This window comes from Allobosea sp. TAF32 (assembly GCF_052113585.1).
Lineage (GTDB): Bacteria > Pseudomonadota > Alphaproteobacteria > Rhizobiales > Beijerinckiaceae > Allobosea.
Genome location: NZ_JBFRDM010000011.1, coordinates 22167 through 38059, shown reverse-complemented (window position 1 = coordinate 38059; position 15893 = coordinate 22167). Strand labels below are relative to the sequence as shown.

15 protein-coding genes and 1 tRNA gene are annotated in these 15893 nt (G+C 66.2%); 10 read left to right on the top strand and 6 right to left on the bottom strand.

Features of this window, described 5'->3' with window-relative positions:
• Positions 1 to 46: 46 nt before the first annotated feature.
• The 3 genes from AB4Z16_RS23550 (at position 47) to AB4Z16_RS23540 (ending at position 1043) form a co-directional block, all read left to right on the top strand.
• Positions 47 to 122 (top strand) — tRNA-Lys (locus AB4Z16_RS23550).
• Between the two features lie 118 nt (positions 123 to 240).
• Entirely contained in the window at positions 241 to 702 is a 462-nt protein-coding gene (locus tag AB4Z16_RS23545; protein ID WP_441513754.1) for an MgtC/SapB family protein, read from the top strand.
• Positions 703 to 785: 83 nt separating this feature from the next.
• On the top strand, positions 786 to 1043 hold the full coding sequence (locus AB4Z16_RS23540; RefSeq protein WP_441513753.1) for a hypothetical protein: 258 nt from the start codon (positions 786 to 788) through the stop codon (positions 1041 to 1043).
• 16 nt (positions 1044 to 1059) lie between these two features.
• Here the strand turns inward: AB4Z16_RS23540 and AB4Z16_RS23535 are convergent, their stop codons facing one another.
• Entirely contained in the window at positions 1060 to 2448 is a 1389-nt protein-coding gene (locus tag AB4Z16_RS23535) for a M20 family metallopeptidase (RefSeq protein WP_441513752.1), read from the bottom strand.
• A 138-nt stretch (positions 2449 to 2586) separates the two neighbouring features.
• Between AB4Z16_RS23535 and AB4Z16_RS23530 the strand changes: the two genes are divergently transcribed.
• Complete coding sequence (locus AB4Z16_RS23530; protein WP_441513751.1) at positions 2587 to 3990, top strand: SNF2-related protein; 1404 nt, start codon at positions 2587 to 2589, stop codon at positions 3988 to 3990.
• 9 nt (positions 3991 to 3999) lie between these two features.
• Here the strand turns inward: AB4Z16_RS23530 and AB4Z16_RS23525 are convergent, their stop codons facing one another.
• The 3 genes from AB4Z16_RS23525 to uraH all read right to left on the bottom strand — a co-directional run bounded on the left by AB4Z16_RS23525 (position 4000) and on the right by uraH (position 6136).
• Entirely contained in the window at positions 4000 to 4179 is a 180-nt protein-coding gene (locus tag AB4Z16_RS23525; RefSeq protein WP_441513750.1) for a hypothetical protein, read from the bottom strand.
• 173 nt (positions 4180 to 4352) lie between these two features.
• Positions 4353 to 5777 carry an allantoinase PuuE gene (puuE, locus tag AB4Z16_RS23520; RefSeq protein ID WP_441513749.1) on the bottom strand — a complete coding sequence of 475 codons (1425 nt, stop codon included), beginning with the start codon at positions 5775 to 5777 and terminating at the stop codon, positions 4353 to 4355.
• A gap of 5 nt (positions 5778 to 5782) precedes the next feature.
• Entirely contained in the window at positions 5783 to 6136 is a 354-nt protein-coding gene (uraH, locus tag AB4Z16_RS23515) for a hydroxyisourate hydrolase (RefSeq protein ID WP_441513748.1), read from the bottom strand.
• Between the two features lie 240 nt (positions 6137 to 6376).
• Between uraH and AB4Z16_RS23510 the strand changes: the two genes are divergently transcribed.
• A complete protein-coding gene (locus tag AB4Z16_RS23510; RefSeq protein WP_441513747.1) occupies positions 6377 to 7615 on the top strand; it encodes a urate hydroxylase PuuD in 1239 nt (412 codons plus the stop codon).
• Positions 7616 to 7930: 315 nt separating this feature from the next.
• Positions 7931 to 10423, top strand: coding sequence for a hypothetical protein (locus AB4Z16_RS23505; protein ID WP_441513746.1), 2493 nt, complete (start codon positions 7931 to 7933; stop codon positions 10421 to 10423).
• Positions 10424 to 10481: 58 nt separating this feature from the next.
• On the opposite strand, the gene AB4Z16_RS23500 is transcribed toward AB4Z16_RS23505, so the two are convergent.
• Positions 10482 to 11543 carry an NAD(P)/FAD-dependent oxidoreductase gene (locus AB4Z16_RS23500; RefSeq protein WP_441513745.1) on the bottom strand — a complete coding sequence of 354 codons (1062 nt, stop codon included), beginning with the start codon at positions 11541 to 11543 and terminating at the stop codon, positions 10482 to 10484.
• A 103-nt stretch (positions 11544 to 11646) separates the two neighbouring features.
• Complete coding sequence (locus tag AB4Z16_RS23495; RefSeq protein WP_441513744.1) at positions 11647 to 12075, bottom strand: GlcG/HbpS family heme-binding protein; 429 nt, start codon at positions 12073 to 12075, stop codon at positions 11647 to 11649.
• Positions 12076 to 12250: 175 nt separating this feature from the next.
• On the opposite strand from AB4Z16_RS23495, the gene lysM reads away from it, so the two are divergent.
• The 4 genes from lysM to AB4Z16_RS23475 all read left to right on the top strand — a co-directional run bounded on the left by lysM (position 12251) and on the right by AB4Z16_RS23475 (position 15796).
• The gene (gene lysM / locus AB4Z16_RS23490; RefSeq protein ID WP_441513743.1) at positions 12251 to 12694 is read left to right on the top strand and encodes a peptidoglycan-binding protein LysM; all 444 of its coding nucleotides are present in this window, start codon (positions 12251 to 12253) and stop codon (positions 12692 to 12694) included.
• A 138-nt stretch (positions 12695 to 12832) separates the two neighbouring features.
• Positions 12833 to 13150 (top strand): rhodanese-like domain-containing protein, encoded by a 318-nt coding sequence (locus AB4Z16_RS23485; protein ID WP_441513742.1) that lies wholly within the window; start codon positions 12833 to 12835, stop codon positions 13148 to 13150.
• 92 nt (positions 13151 to 13242) lie between these two features.
• Positions 13243 to 13386, top strand: a complete 144-nt coding sequence (locus tag AB4Z16_RS23480) for a hypothetical protein (protein WP_441513741.1) — start codon at positions 13243 to 13245, stop codon at positions 13384 to 13386.
• Between the two features lie 100 nt (positions 13387 to 13486).
• Positions 13487 to 15796, top strand: a complete 2310-nt coding sequence (locus AB4Z16_RS23475; RefSeq protein ID WP_441513740.1) for a xanthine dehydrogenase family protein molybdopterin-binding subunit — start codon at positions 13487 to 13489, stop codon at positions 15794 to 15796.
• The last annotated feature ends 97 nt before the right edge of the window (positions 15797 to 15893 follow it).

The following is a 15893-nucleotide window of genomic DNA, read 5'->3' as shown; positions in this document are numbered from 1 at the left end:
GCCTGACGCGGCTGACGCCGCCGAACGGCAACGCTTCGTGGCGTATGGGTGATTAGCTCAGTTGGTAGAGCAGCTGACTCTTAATCAGCGGGTCGTAGGTTCGAGCCCTACATCACCCACCACGGTTTTCCTGGACATCGTTGGATAGCCACTTCGCGGGCCGAGCAGCCATGCGGTTGCTTCGCCGGATTCGCGGCTGTGCTATCGTCGCGTCACGGCGCCTGCGGAGCGAACGGCATCTTGGACGAACTCGAATTGATGCTTCGGCTGCTGGCCGGCCTCGTCGCGGGCGTGGCGGTCGGCTGGCAGAGGACCCTTCACCGCAAGAGTGCGGGGCTGCGCACCTTCGGCCTGGTGGGAATCGGTACGGCGGCGGCTGCGAGCCTGTTCAGCGAGACGCTCCATCCCGATGCGGCGAGCCGCGTGGTGCAGGGTGTGCTGACCGGCATCGGCTTTCTCGGCGCCGGCCTTATCATCCATCGCGATCGCGAGATGACGCCGCACGGGCTGACCACGGCGGCGGCGATCTGGGTGACGGCGGCGCTGGGGTGCTCAGCCGGGCTGGGGAAGTGGCCGGTGACGCTGACGGCGACGGCTCTGGCGCTCGTCCTGCTGGCCCTCGATCATTCGCTGGAACATAGGCTCCAGGGTCGCGCTACGCCGCCCGAGCGTGACGGGGACAGAGGTCCCTCGCCGGACTGAGAGGACGGTTACGCCTGCCCCATCGCTGCACCGTGGAGCCTTTCGGCGGCTCGGGCGTTTCTGTCCGAAAGGACAGGTTTCGCATGATGCAGTTCAATCACGGCCTGAAGGCAGCGCCCGGCAATACCCCCGCCATCCCCGATCCGCCTCCGGAGGCGCCACCGTTGACGCCCGGCAATGTTCCGCCGGCACCGCCGGTCGAATCGCCGCCGGACGAGGAACCCCAGGGCATCCCGACCGAACCGCCGCCGGAGTTTCCGCCTAACGCGCCGCCGGAAGCACCTCCGGCGACACCCATCGATCTCCCACCGGGGCGCGATCCGCGTCAGCCGCAGGAGTAGGCCTCAAGGGCGAGTACTAGACCGCCGGTGCGTCGCCCGAGCCGATATCCCAGTAGAGACCGGCCATGGCGGTCAGGCCCTCGCGGGCGATGGCGACCGGCAGATGCTCATCCGGCGCGTGCTGCGAACAGCCGGGATAGGAATGCGGCACCCAGATGGTGCGCAGCTCCAGGATATCCGCGAAGATGTCGTTCGGCAGCGATCCGCCGAGATTGGGCAGCAGGGCCGGCTTCTTGCCGGTGCTTTCGGCGATCGAGGCGAGGGCGAAATCCACCCAGGGATCTTCCGGGTCGAGGCGCGTCGCGCCGAAGATCTCGGAGCGGCTGAGCGACACTTCGACCATGGGGAAGCCATGGCGCTGGAGATGCCGCTTCAGAGCCGGCACGACATCGTCGTAGTCGATGCCGACGACGAAGCGCAGCTGGCAGCGTGCCCAGGCGTTCGGCGGCACGGCGTTGACCGGCGTCTCGGGCACGCCCGACTTCATCGCCAGCACGTCGAAAGAGCACCAGCCGAAGACCTGCTCCGCCGGGGTCAGGCCCGGCTCGCCCCAGTTCGGATCGATCGTCGGACCGTCCGGCCCACCATCGATCTCGCAGCCGACAAGCGCCTTGCGCACCGCTGGCGGCAGCTCCTTGGGCACCCATTCATGAATGCGGATCTGTCCGCTCGGCGAGGTGATCGAGGCAATGGCATGGGCGAGCTGGATCGCAGGGTCGGAGAGGATGCCGCCCCAGTTGCCAGAGTGATGCCCGCCCTCGCGGGCATTGATCGAGAGGTCGAAGGTGACGCCGCCGCGCGCGCCGAGAAAGACGGTCGGGCGCTCGGCGTTGAGCCGCGGCCCATCCGAGGCGATCAGGACGTCAGCCTTGAACAGCTCCTTCTGCTCGGTGCAGAGCTCGCGCAGGCCCGGCGAGCCGGACTCCTCGCCCATCTCGATCAGGTATTTGGCATTGAAGCCGAGTTTGGCGCGCGTCTCCAGAACGGCGCTGAGCGCGCTGAGGTTGATCAGGTGCTGGCCTTTGTTGTCGACGACGCCGCGGCCATACCAGCGGCCTTCGCGCTCGACGAGCTTCCAGGGCGAGAGGCCCTCGCTCCATTGCGCGTCGAGGCCGCGGATCACATCGCCATGGCCGTAGCCGAGGATGGTCGGCAGGGAGGGGTCTTCGATGCGCTCGGCGTAGAGAAAGGGGCCCCGCGACTTCGGATGGGTCAGGGTGCGGCAGGTGAAGCCGAGCGATTCGAGCAGGGGCTGCATCTCCTGCTCGAGATATTCGCCGAGGACGGGGGCGCGGTCCGGGTTCTGGCTTTCGGTGGGAATCGCGACGAGGCGGCCGAGGTCGCTCTTCATTCCGCCTGAATCGAAATAGTCCTGAGCTTTCGCGATCGCCTGCGCGCGGGTCATGGTCGTAAGGTCTCCCGGATTTATGGCCGGCACAGTGCCGGTGGACGCGCGGTTGCGCCAGTGCCAAGAGAGCCGGGCGCGCCATGCCTGCCGGGCAGGGCGGGGCGGCCAGACATCGATGAGGATCTTTCCTTCCACATGACGTTCACCCCGCATCCGCACCAGCTCGTTGCCCGCGATGCGATCCTGGCCGCGCGAGGGAAGGGGGCCGCCGGCTTCCTGCTCGGCGACCTCACCGGCCTCGGCAAGACGCTCTCGGCCTGGCTCGCGCTCTCCGCCATGCCGGAGGAGGACGTGCTGGTAATCTGTCCGAAAGGGGCGATCCCGCAATGGCGGCGGACCATGGCGCTGTCAGGTCTGCCGGCGAAGCGCGTGACGCTGATGAATTTCGAGAAGACGAAATCGCTGCTGGCCCCAGTCGCTGACAGCCGGAAACGCTCGGCGCGGGCGAAGAACAATGAACTCGCGAAGCATGGCCGGCCGAAGCGAGTCTGGCCGCTTGTCGTGATCGACGAGGCCCACCGCATCCGCAATCCCAATTCGCAGCAGGGGCTGGTTTGTCGGCAGATGGCGGAAGCTGCCGATTTCACCATCTATATGAGCGCTACCGCCGGCCAGTCACCACACGAGCTGTCCTATCTCGCGCCGTTGCTGGCGAAGGTCGCGGGCATGCCGACCGCGGACCTCGATGGCTTCCGCACCCTGATGAAGCGGCTGAAGATCGGCAGGGCCAAGGGCCGCTGGAAGAACTGGAGCTGGGAGCCGAACGAGACCGACCGCAAGGTGATGGCTGATCTGCTCTATCGCGGCGCGAACGCCATCGGCCTGCGCCGCCGGCCCGAGGAGATCGCCGGCTGGCCGGAGGTGCAGCGCGAGCTCGCCCCCGTCGCGTTGGATAGTGCCGCGCGCAAGCTCTATGAGGCGACCTGGCGGGAGTTCCGCAAGGAGCTGGGTTTGGCCGGCGGCTCGACGCGCAAGCCGCAGGGCTGGGCCGCCGATCTGCGCTTCCGGCAGAAAGCCAGTTTGCTCCGCATCGCCGGCACGGCGGATTTCTGCGAGGATTTGCTCGGGAATGACGAGCAGGTGGCGATCTCGGTCGCCTTCCTTGAGACCAGCGCGATTTTGGCCGAGACGCTGAGAGGGCGCGGCTGGCGAGTCGGCGAGATCAATGGCGAGCGCTCGGGCGCGCAGAACGAAGAGACGCGCATCGCCTTCCAGACCGGCGGGCTCGATGCGGTGATCTTCACCGTCACCGAGTCGATCTCGCTGCATCGCGGCGAAATGCCGGGCGGCGAGCGGGAGCGGGCGCTGGTGGTCCACGACATGCGCCACAGCGCCATCCAGCTCCAGCAGATCGAAGGCCGCTGCCATCGCGACGGCCAGCACGCGACGATCTTCTACACCTATGCCGAGGATACGGTGGAGGAAGCGATCGCCGGCACGGTGATTCAGCGCATGGCGGCGATGGAGGGGCTGGCGGGAGACGACACGCGGATGCTCGAGGCGATCGCGGGCATCGTCGAGGCGCGCGCGGCGGCCTGAAGAAACGGCTCAGTTGCGGGGTGCGTTGGCGTCGTCTCGCGCGCGCTCGCCCAGCCCCTTCGCACCCTCGATGGCCGAGCCGGTCAGCCGGGTGACGGCGTTCCAGGCTTCGCGCGTATAGGCGCCCTGATGCGCCACGGCATCATAGCCGATGACCAGCACGAGTATGATCAGCAACAGGCGGAACACGGACGCGCCTCCCTTTCCCCGCTCATCAACGTGGCGGGAGGAGCGGAGGTTCCGGGAGCGCGTCATTCTCGGGTGCAACGCAGCGTAGACCCGAGAATCTCAGGATCGGAGGGAGCTGTTTTCGGAGATGCTCGGGTCAAGCCCGAGCCTGACGGCGCCGCGGTCGGCCGGGCTCAGCCTGCCGGCAGCAATTCCTTGAGACGCAGCAGCGTGATCTTCTCGACCTGTGCCAGTGCCGTTGCGAATTCCTGCGCGGGCGTGTTCTTCAGCCTCTCTTCGAAAGCCGCCAGAATCTGAGCCTTGGTGGCGCCCTTCACTGCCATGATGAAGGGGATGCCGAAGCGGGCCTTGTAGGCCTCGTTCAGGGCGGTGAAGCGCACGCGCTCGTCGCTGCTCAATCGATCAAGCCCCGCCGAAGACTGTTCCTGCGTCGATTCCTCCGTCATCTCTCCGGCCGCAGCAAGCTTGCCGGCGAGATCGGGATGGGCGTTGAGCAGAATCTTCTGCCGCTCGGGCGAGGCCTTGCGCATCGCCGCGACCATCGCGGCATGCAGGTCCTCCGCGTTATCCTGCGCCGCGCCGAGCCCGGCGTCGTAGGTCGCCTCGGCGATCCAGGGCGAGTTCTCCCAGACGCGGCCGAAGACTTCGACGAAGAGTGCCTTGGGCAGCTTCGAGGGCATATAGCCGCCCGCCGGGGGGTGCGTCCTGACCCAGTGGCGGGCGATGTCGAGTCGGGTCGCGACCCAGACCCGGTCATGGCTCTTCACGTAGTCGAGAAAGCGGGCGAGTGCCGCGGCCCGGCCCGGACGGCCCACGAGGCGGCAATGGAGGCCGATCGACATCATCTTCGGGGCCGTCTCGCCCTCGGCATAAAGCGTGTCGAAAGAATCCTTGAGGTAGGTGAAGAACTGCTCGCCGGTGTTGAAGCCCTGCGGCGTGGCGAAGCGCATGTCGTTGGCGTCGAGCGTATAGGGCACGGCCAGCTGCGGACCCTTTTGACCCGCGAGCCAGTAGGGCAATTCGTCGGCATAGACGTCGGCGGTGTAGAGGAAGCCGCCTTCCTCCATCGTCAGGGGGATCGTGTTCTCGGACGTGCGGCCCTGATAGCAGCCGAGCGGCCGTTCGCCGGTAAGCTCGGTCTGGATGCGGATCGCCTCAAGAATGTCGGCGCGTTCGCGCTCCCTGGGAGTGTCGCGATAGTCGATCCATTTCAGGCCGTGGGTCGCGATCTCCCAGCCGGCCTCCTGCATCGAGCCGACGATCTCGGGATAGCGCGCCAGCGCGCTGGCGACGGCGAAAACGGTCACTGGCAGGTTGCGTTCGGTGAACATCCGCCACAGCCGCCAGTAGCCGGCGCGCGAGCCGTATTCATAGATCGACTCCATGTTCATATGGCGCTGACCCGGCCAGGCAGCCGCGCCGACGATCTCGGACAGGAAGGCTTCCGAGGCGGCGTCGCCGTGGAGGATGCAGTTCTCACCGCCTTCCTCGTAGTTGATCACGAACTGGACGGCGATGCGCGCCTCGCCCGGCCAATGCGGGTGAGGGGCATTGCGGCCATAGCCCTTCATGTCGCGCGGGTAGGTCGTCTGGGTCATGAGGTCTAGCTGCCGCGATAGGTGGAGTAGCTCCAGGGCGAGGCCAGGAGCGGGACGTGGTAGTGCCCTTCCGGCTCGGCGATGCCGAAGCGGATTGGGACAAGATCGAGGAAGGCGGGCTCGGGCAAGGCGCTGCCAAGGTCGCGGAAATAGGCGCCGACCGCGAAGCTCAGTTCATAGCTGCCAGGCTGGAGCGTCCCGGAGAGCAGCGGGCCATCGGTGCGGCCGTCGGAATTGGTCACGGCCTGGGCCAGCCGCTCGCGCGAGCCGTCGGGATGCAGCCGTTCCAGCGTGATTGCGACACCGGCGGCAGGGCGGCCATTGACCGTGTCGAGCACATGCGTCGAGAGGCGTCCCATTCCCTGCCGTTCTCCTGAAAGCAGCGCCGTCCGGCGCGCATCGATTCCGGAACCCCGTCGTTCTGCGCAACTGTAGAGCGCCATGCGGGAAAATCGATATCGGCTTTTGCGATAAGATCATGTTCCCGGATGTCAAATCTCGGGCGATTTCGGACCCGGCGAAAGCGGGTTAGCTTGGTGGTGCCGGAGCGGCATCCTCCGGATTCGGGATCACCACCAACCCTCGCGGAGCGCAGCGCCATGCTCGAAGCCTATCTGATGGAATGGGGCGGCATGATGCTGCGCTGGCTCCATGTCATCACGGCGATCGCCTGGATCGGTGCCTCCTTCTTCTTCATCCATCTCGACGCCTCGCTGAAGCCGGCTGCGGACATTCCGGTCGGCACAGGCGGGCGCGCCTGGCAGGTCCATGGCGGCGGCTTCTACGAGATGCGCAAATACATGGTGGCGCCGGCCGTGATGCCGGCCGAGCTGACCTGGCACAAATGGCAGAGCTACTGGACCTGGATCTCCGGCTTCTTCCTGTTGGTCTGGGTCTATTACGCGCAGTCGGAGCTCTATCTGATCGATCCGGCGGTGATGCAGCTTTCGCCCTTCGCTGCCGGCGCCATCGGCATCGCCGCGCTCGTCGCCGGCTGGGTGATCTACGACCTGATGTGCAGGTCGCCGCTCGGCCGGCATGACGTACTGCTCGGGCTCATCGGCTTCGGCTATGTCGTCGCGGCGAGCTGGGCCTTCGCCAACGTCTTCTCCGGGCGCGGCGCGCTCATCCATACCGGCGCGCTGATGGCGACGATCATGACCGCCAACGTCTTCTTCAACATCATGCCGGGGCAGCGGAAGGTCATCGCGGCGCTGGTCGCCGGGCAGACGCCCGATCCGAAATACGGCAAGGCCGCCAAGCAGCGCTCGACGCATAACAACTACATCACCCTGCCGGTGCTGTTCCTGATGCTGTCGAACCACTATCCGGTGACCTATGCCAATTCGGCGGTGATCCCGCTGCTGGTGGCGCTGGTGATCGTCGCCGGCGCGCTGATACGGCATTTCTTCAATGTCCGGCACGGCGACCATGCGAAATCGCCCTGGTGGTGCTGGGCAGTGGCGATCCTGGCGCTCTGGTTCGCTTTCTGGGTGGCGATGTCGTCCTCGCCTGGCGGGCGCGAGCAGCTCGGCCTGAAGCCGCGGGAGGTGCCGAAACCTGTCCTGATGGCCGGCATGACACTGCCGCCGGCCGAGGTCTCCAACATCGTGACCGGGCGTTGCGCCATGTGCCATGCGCCCGAGCCATCCTGGCCCGGCATCCAGATCGCGCCGAAGGGCGTGTTGCTGCACGAGCCCGAGCAGATCGCCGTCCACGCCCGCGCCATCCGCACGCAGGCCGTGATGACCCATGCAATGCCCCCGAACAATCTTTCCGGCATGACGCCCGCGGAGCGTCAGGCACTGGCCGGCTGGCTTGCCGCTGCCGCGCGCTGATCTGCCGCCGCCATCATCCTCGCCCTCGTGGCGAGCCTCCACGTCGTGAACACGGCCTTTGACCAACGAAGAGGTGGATGGTCGGGGACGAGCCCGACCATGACGGGGATGGCGCTTTGGGGAGCCGTGACAGCGACATAGGCACCCGGATTTCCGCTTTCTTCAGATTGTCCGGAGCTTCGCTCACGGCTGCGTGATTGCGTTCAGATTCGGTTCAGGTGCGCGACAGCAAGGTCCACCCACTGACAGGGCTGGAGACAGGATCCCAGAACGGGACCGTTCGTGCCGAGGACCGTGGGGGTCCATTTGAGACGCGTGGATGCAAGGGGCGCCGGCTACCTGCTGGCGGCCATCGGTTTCGTCGTGGCATGGGGCATCCTGTGCTGGCCCTGGCTTTCGGGGTCGGTGACGATTCCGTTCGACGCGAAGGCGCATTTCCAGGCGCAGGTTCAGTTCCTCGCGAACGCGCTCCATTCCGGTCAGTCGCCCTTCTGGAACCACAACGTGTTCGCCGGCTCGCCGCAGATCGCCGATCCGCAGTCGCTGATCTTCTCGCCTGCGATCCTGCTCGCCCTGCTGTCGCCGGCTCCAAGCTTCCGCGATGTCGACGCCTATGTGCTGGCGCATCTGCTCGCCGGCGGCCTCGCGCTCATCATGTTCTTCCGCGATCGCGGCTGGCATCCGGCCGGCGGCCTGATGGCGGCGCTGGTCTTCGCCTTCGGGGCCTCGGCTGCGTGGCGGGTGCAGCATGTCGGCCAGATCGCGAGCCTCGCCTTCTTCGCCATCGCCTTCTGGCTGACGGCGCGGATGCTGCAGCGTTCCTCGATTCTCTCCGGTGTTTTCGCTGGCCTGGCGGCCGGGCTGATGGTGCTGGAGCCGGATCAGGTCGCCCTGCTCGGCGGCTATGTGCTGTTCGGCATGGTCGTGGCGCATTGGGTCTCCGGTGGCTGGCCGGCTTTTCGCGCGAGCCTGCTGCCGATCGCGGCCGCCAGCGTGGTCGGGCTGGCCGTCATCGTCCTGCCGCTGCTCTGGACCTGGCTCTTCGCCGAGGCGACGACACGGCCCGAGATCGATTTCGGCGTGGCGGCTCGCGGCTCGCTGCACCCCGTGTCGCTGCTCACCGCATTCATCGGGGACCTGTTCGGCGCCAAGGACCCGAATGTCGAGTTCTGGGGACCCTATAGCGACCCCCAGGTCCTCTACCTGTCGCAGAACATGGCGCAGGTCTATTTCGGCGCGCTGCCGATGCTGCTGCTGCTGGCGCCGGGCCTGACACGCGGCTGGCTCTGGGACAAGTCGATCCGGCCGCTGACGCTGATGTTCGCCTTCATGGTGCTGTTCGCACTCGGGCGCTACACGCCGCTGTTCCACTTCGCTTACGAATATATGCCGGGCGTGAAGCAGTTCCGCCGGCCGGCCGACGCAACCTTCCTGATCGGCGGGCTGGCGGCGGTGCTCTCCGGCTATGTGCTGCACCGCATCCTGACCGCGGAAGAGGGGACATCCTTCCGCCGCGATCTCATAATCGGCGCAGGCGTGGTGATGGCCACGGTCATCCTCGCGCTCATCGTCTCGCGCGGTGCGGGCCATCTCGCGGATGCCTGGAAGCCGGTTGCGCTGGCTCTGGTCTGGTTCGCCGTCGCGGGCGGCGCCTTCTTCGCCCTGCAGCGCTGGCGCGGAGCGCTCGGCACTGCCGCCGCCGCGGTTCTGGTCACGGGCGTGGTGGCAGCGGATCTGGGCGTCAACAACGGCCCGAACGAGTCCACGGCGTTGCCGCCGCAAATGTACGATGTGCTGGAGCCGGGCACGAAGAACGAGACGATCGCGGTGCTGAAGCACCTGACGTCGCAGCCCGCCGGCTCGCCGCGCCGCGACCGGGTCGAGCTGCTCGGCATGGGCTTCGAATGGCCGAATGCCGGCATGGTCCATGGCTTCGACCACACGCTCGGCTACAATCCCCTGCGGCTGGAAGATTTCTCCGAGGCCGTGGGTACCGGCGACGGCATCGCAAAGCCGGCGGACCGCAAGTTCACGCCGCTCTTCCCGTCCTATCGCTGCCGGCTCGCCAACCTGCTTGGGCTGCGCTACATCGCCTCGCCGGTGCCGATCGACCAGGTCGATCACTCGCTGCGCAGCGGCGATCTCAATCTGGTTGCGCGAACCAAGGAAGGCTATGTCTACGAGAACCCGCATGCGCTGCCGCGGGTGCAGTTCGTGGGCGGCTGGCAGTTCGCCGATTTCGAGAGCATGAAGCTCTCGGGCCGCTGGCCGGACACCGATCCGCAGCAGGCCGTTCTGCTCGATGTCGAGCCGCCCGTCGCGACCCCGGAAGGGCCGGTCGCGGTGCAGGCCGATATCAAGCTGACGCAGTATCGCAACGCGCATGTCGAGATCGAGGTGAGGACGCCTGCGGCCGGATTCGTCGTGCTCAACGACATCTGGCATCCCTGGTGGAAGGTCGAGGTCGATGGGGTCGAGACCGAGATCCTGAAGGCCAATGTGCTGTTCCGCGCGGTGCAGGTGCCGGCCGGCACGCACAAGATCAGGTTCTCCTTCCAGCCGCTCTGGGGCGCGCTCGCCGAGCTCAAGGCGCGGATCGAGCCGGAGGAGCCGGAGGATCATCTGCCACTGCCGCCGATGGATGAGCGCGACGCGCCGCAGGTCGTCAGCGCCCCGCAGGGCAAAGCGCCTGTGCTGGCCGGCCCCTCCGAGAGCGTGCGCCAATCGCTCGGCCTCGGCCTGGCGCAGAGTGCGGCCCATAGTGGTGCTGCCGCCGCCCAGGTGCAGCGCGAGACGATGGCGCATTGAAAAAGCCGCGGCCCTGGCCGCGGCTTCCAGCATTCAGCTGTTTCGGCTTGCGGGCCGCTCAGGCGACGCCGAGCTTCTTCTGCAGGCTCGTCGACGAGGTCGTGTACTGGAAGGTCAGCCGCTTCTCCGGATAGACGTAGCGGTGAACCTTCTGCGCGCACAGCGCAGCTTCGTGGAAGCCCGAGAGGATGAGCTTGAGCTTGCCTGGATAGGCGTTGATGTCGCCGACGGCGAAGATGCCGGGCACGCTGGTCTCGAACTTCTCAGTGTCGACCGGGATCAGGTTTTCGTGCAGGTTCAGGCCCCAGTCCGCGATCGGGCCGAGCTTCATCGTCAGCCCGAAGAAGGGCAGCATCGTATCGCAGGCGATCTCGAAGGGTGCATTGTCGGTGCCGCGGCAGAGAACGGCCTCGAGCTTGCCGTTCTCGCCCCTGAGCCCCGTGACCTGGCCGAGCTTCATATCCATCTTGCCGTCGGCGACCAGGGCGCGCATCTGCTCGACCGAGTGCGGCGCGGCGCGGAAATCGTCGCGGCGATGCATCAGCGTGACGCGGTTGGCGATAGGTTGCAGGTTCAGCGTCCAGTCGAGGGCGGAGTCGCCGCCGCCGATGATCAGGATGTTGCGGCCCCGGAAGGCCTCCATCTTGCGCACGGCGTAGAAGACGGAGCCGTTCTCATAGGCCTCGATGCCGGGAATCGGCGGCTTCTTCGGCTGGAAGGAACCTCCGCCGGCTGCGATGACGACCGTCTTGGTGTCGAAAACCGTACCGGCGTCGGTGGTGAGGCGGAAGCGCGGCGCCTCGGCGGTGCCGCATGGCTCGACCGACTCGATCATCTGGTTGAGGTGGAAGGTGGGCCCGAACGGCTTGATCTGCTCGAGCAGATTGTCGACCAGCGCCTGGCCGGTGACCATCGGAAATCCGGGAATGTCGTAGATCGGCTTCTCCGGATAGAGCTCCGCGCACTGTCCGCCGACCTTCGGCAGGATGTCGACGAGATGCGCGCGGATGTCGAGCAGGCCGAGTTCGAAGACCGCGAAGAGGCCGCAAGGGCCGGCACCGACGATGACGACGTCGGTGGTGATGACTTCGTTTTCGTTGGCCGCTGCCGCTTCGCTCATAATCCTACCTTCGATCCGGTCCAAACTGTACGGTTTAAAGAACCCAGATTACCGGAGGACATGAGGCCTCAGCAGTCGAATGGCAAGTGCAAAAAGCGCGGGATCAGGCCCCGGTTTCGGCGGTAAGGCCCGCCGCGGCGATGCCGGCGCAGGCCGCAGCCTCGTCATTGTCGGAGGTGTCGCCGGAGATGCCGATGGCGCCGAGAACCGGGCCTTCGGGCGAGCGGATCAGCACGCCGCCGGGCACCGGCACCAGCGAGCCGCCGACCGCATGGGTCGCCGCCTCGACGAAATAGGGGCGATCCAGTGCCATCTTGTGCAGTGCGCGCGAGCCGACACCGAGCGCGATGACGCCATGCGCCTTGCCGAGCGCGATCTCGCCGCGCTTCAGGCTGGTGCCGTCCTGGGCCGCAAAGGCCTTCTGTGCGCCGCGTGCGTCGAGGACGGCGATGGCGAGCGGCTTGAAGCCATTGGCCTCGGCATGGGCGAGCGCCGTCGCGAGGATGGTCTGGGCCTGAGCGAGAGAGAGCATGGGGAACTCCGGTTGGGGTAAGGCGTTCTTGCCAGCCGCGTGGCAAGCAGGAAAGGGCCTTCCGGCCCTTCACGCGCGATCAGTGGTCAGGTTCCGAGAAAACACCTTTTCCTCCGCAGCTTGCACATAGGGCTGCGACAGGGCTTGATAGCCACCCGACACAAGGAGGCATTCCATGGGTTTGTTCAGTTTCATCAAGGAAGCGGGCGCCAAGATCTTCGGTTCGGGCTCGGCCAAGGCTGCGACCGCCGATGATCTGCAGAAGGAGCTGGCGGGGCACGGATTGCCGTCCGACGTCAACATCCAGATCGATGGCGACAAGGTGAAGGTCTCCGGCAACGCCATGTCGACAGAGCAGGCGGAGAAAATCATCCTGGCGCTCGGCAACACCACTGGCGTGGCGCAGGTCGAATCGGACCTCGCCGTCACGAAGGAGGCGCCTGCTGCCGTGTTCTACACGGTGAAGAAGGGCGACACGCTCTGGAAGATCGCCGAGGAGCATTACGGCAAGGGCCAGGGCGCGAAGTATACCGAGATCGTCAAGGCCAATACGCCGCCGGTGAAGAACCCCGACCTGATCCAGCCGGGCTGGGTGCTGCGCATCCCGCCGCAGGGCTGAGCCTTCAAGCCATCACGCAGCCGCGGGCCATTCGTCCGCGACTGCTGCCTTTTCGACCGACACCGCTATCCTGCTGGCATATCCTGCCGCGCCGCCCTATCTGGACGGATCAACAAGACTGAGCGGAAGATGCTGCCCATGATCGTAAACGACCTCGATATCGACGCCGTCAAGGCGGGTCTGAGCGATGGCTCCATCCTGCTTGTCGACGTGCGCGAGCCGCATGAATTCGCGGCAGGACATATTCCGGGCTCGGTCTCGCGGCCGCTCTCGCAGTTCGATCCGGCGGACCTGCCAAACGAGCCGGGCAAGCGAGTCGTACTGTCCTGCGCCGCCGGCGTCCGCTCGCGGCGGGCGCTCGAATTCGCGCAGTCGGCTGGTCTCGACATCGACAGCCACTATGCCGGGGGCTTCAAGGATTGGCTGACGCATGGCGAACCGGTCGCGGAGGACTGAGGCTTCGGCCCTGTCCGCGATCATCGATCTGATGCCGAGCAGCGCGCATCCGATCGTCGATCTCAAGGCGTTTAACGCCGCGATTGCCGACCATGCCGGAGCGGTCCGCGAGCGAGAAGCTCGCCAAGATCAAGGGCGATGTCGGCCGCGGCGCGGCCAACGACGCCAACTGGATCGTCAACAACTGCAATACGATGGTTTCGCTCACGGAGACGGCGATCCGTACGGCGCGCTGAGGCGCCTTGCGCTCAACGCAGCTCCCGACCATGCGCCGGGGGCTGACGCGGCCGCGTTTCTGTTTCAGTCTTTCATCAGACCTAACTGAGGATATGCCTCATGCGTCCCATGAAATTCGGTTTCGGCCAGCCTGTGCGGCGGGTCGAGGATCAACGCCTGACGACCGGGACAGGCCGGTATACTGACGACATCGCCGCAGAGGGCGCGCTGCACGCCTTCGTGCTGCGCTCGCCCTATGCTCATGCCCGCTTTGCGATCGGTGACCCCGAGACCGCCCGGAAGCTGAAGGGCGTGAAGCTGATCCTGACCGGGAAGGATGTCGCCGGGTATGGCGATCTGCCCTGCAAGGGGCATGTCACGACCGTCTCGGGCGAGATGTCGCAATCGCTCCCGGTTCCGGTGCTGCCGGCCGACACGGTCCGTCATGTCGGGGAGGCCGTCGCCTTCATCGTCGCCGAAACGCTGGCGCAGGCGCGTGACGCGGCCGAGGCGATCGAGATCGACTGGGATCCGTTGCCGGCCGTGACCGGCATTGCGGAGGCCTTGGAGCATGGCGCGCCGCAGGTGTGGCCTGACCGGGCGGGCAATGTCGCCTTCGTCGCCGAGCAGGGCGATCGTGAGAGGACCGAGAAGGCCTTCGCCAAGGCAGCGCGCACGGTCTCGCTCACCATCGTCAACAACCGGCTCGCCTCCAACTACATGGAGACGCGCGCCTGCATCGCCGAATACGACAAGGCCGAGAAGCGCTGGACGCTGACGTTGGGGAGCCAGGGCAGCCACGGCATGCGCGACCTGATCGCGAATTATGTGCTCAAGGTCGACCCGAAGCGCATCCGCGTGGTGACGCCGGATGTCGGCGGCGGGTTCGGCACCAAGATCTTCCTCTACCGCGAATATCCGCTGGCGATGATCGCGGCCGAGAAGCTGAAGCGTCCGGTGCGCTGGGTCTCCGATCGCACCGAGCATTTCCTGGCCGACACCCATGGCCGCGCCAATCTTTCGACGGCGACGATGGCGCTCGACGCCAAGGGCCGGTTCATCGGTCTCAAGGTCGATCTCTCGGCCGAGATGGGCGCCTGGCTCTCGCAATATGGGCCCTTCATCCCCTGGGTCGGCACGACGATGACGCCGGGCTGCTACAACATCCCGGCCGTGCATGTCGTCTTCCGCGGCGTGCTGACCAACACGACCCCCGTCGATGCCTATCGCGGCGCCGGGCGGCCCGAGGCGGCCTATCTGATCGAGCGCCTGGTCGATGCCATCGCGCGCGAAACCGGCAAGACGCCGGATGCGGTGCGGGCGCAGAACTTCGTTAAGCCATCGGAGATGCCGCACAAGACGCAGACCGGCCCGGTCTACGATTCCGGCGAATTCGAGGGCCATATGCGCAGGGCCATGGAGGTGGCCGATTGGACGGGCTTCAAGACCCGCCAGAAGGCTTCGGCCAAGGCCGGCAAGATCCGCGGCATCGGCATGGCCAGCTATATCGAAGCCTGCGGCGGCGGCGGCCCGGAAAGCTCGACCGTGATCCTGGAGAAGGACGGCACCGTCACGGTGCTGATCGGCACCCAGTCGAACGGGCAGGGGCATGAAACGGCCTATTCGCAGCTGGTCTCGCAGCATCTCGACATCCCGATGGATCGCATCCGTGTGGTGCAGGGCGATACCGACCGCGTCGAGACAGGCTCCGGCACCGGCGGTTCCCGCTCGATCCCCGTCGGCGGCGCGGCGCTGAACAAGGCGACGGAGATTCTCACCGACAACCTCAAGCAACTCGCTTCCGAGAAGCTCGAGGCCGCCTTGGGCGATCTCGAGGTCGCCAACGGCGCCGTCCGCATCGTCGGCACCGACAAGTCGCTCGACCTCGCCGCCATCGCGGCTCTGCCGGGCGCGACGCCGGCCATGCTCAAGGTCCATCAGAGCTGGACGCCGCCGGAGGCGACCTATCCGAACGGCACGCATGTCTGCGAGCTGGAAATCGATCCGGGGACCGGGGGCACCGAGATCCTGAACTACGTCGTGGTCGATGATTTCGGCGTGACGCTGAACCCGCTGATGCTGCAGGGGCAAGTGCATGGCGGCTCGGCCCAGGGCATCGGCCAGGCGCTGATGGAGGAAATCCGCTTCGATCCCGAGGGCCAGATGCTGACCGCGACCTTCATGGACTACGCCTTGCCGCGAGCGGTCGACATCCCGAATTTCCATTTCGAGACGCGCAATGTCCGCTGCATCACCAACGCCATCGGCGTGAAAGGCGCGGGCGAGGCCGGCGCGATCGGCGCCTGCCCGGCCGTGATGAACGCCATGGTCGACGCGCTCGACCGTGCCGCCGGCATCAAGGCCATGGACATGCCGGCGACGCCGCTCAAGGTGTTCACCGCGCTGAAAGAAGCTGGCTACCAACTCTGATGCAAGGATTAACTTGCGATTTTGCAAGCTCGCTCACGCAAAAGCTATTTGGATGTGTTGTGATCATCCTTTGATTTGGACGCGTTCTAAGCCGCGC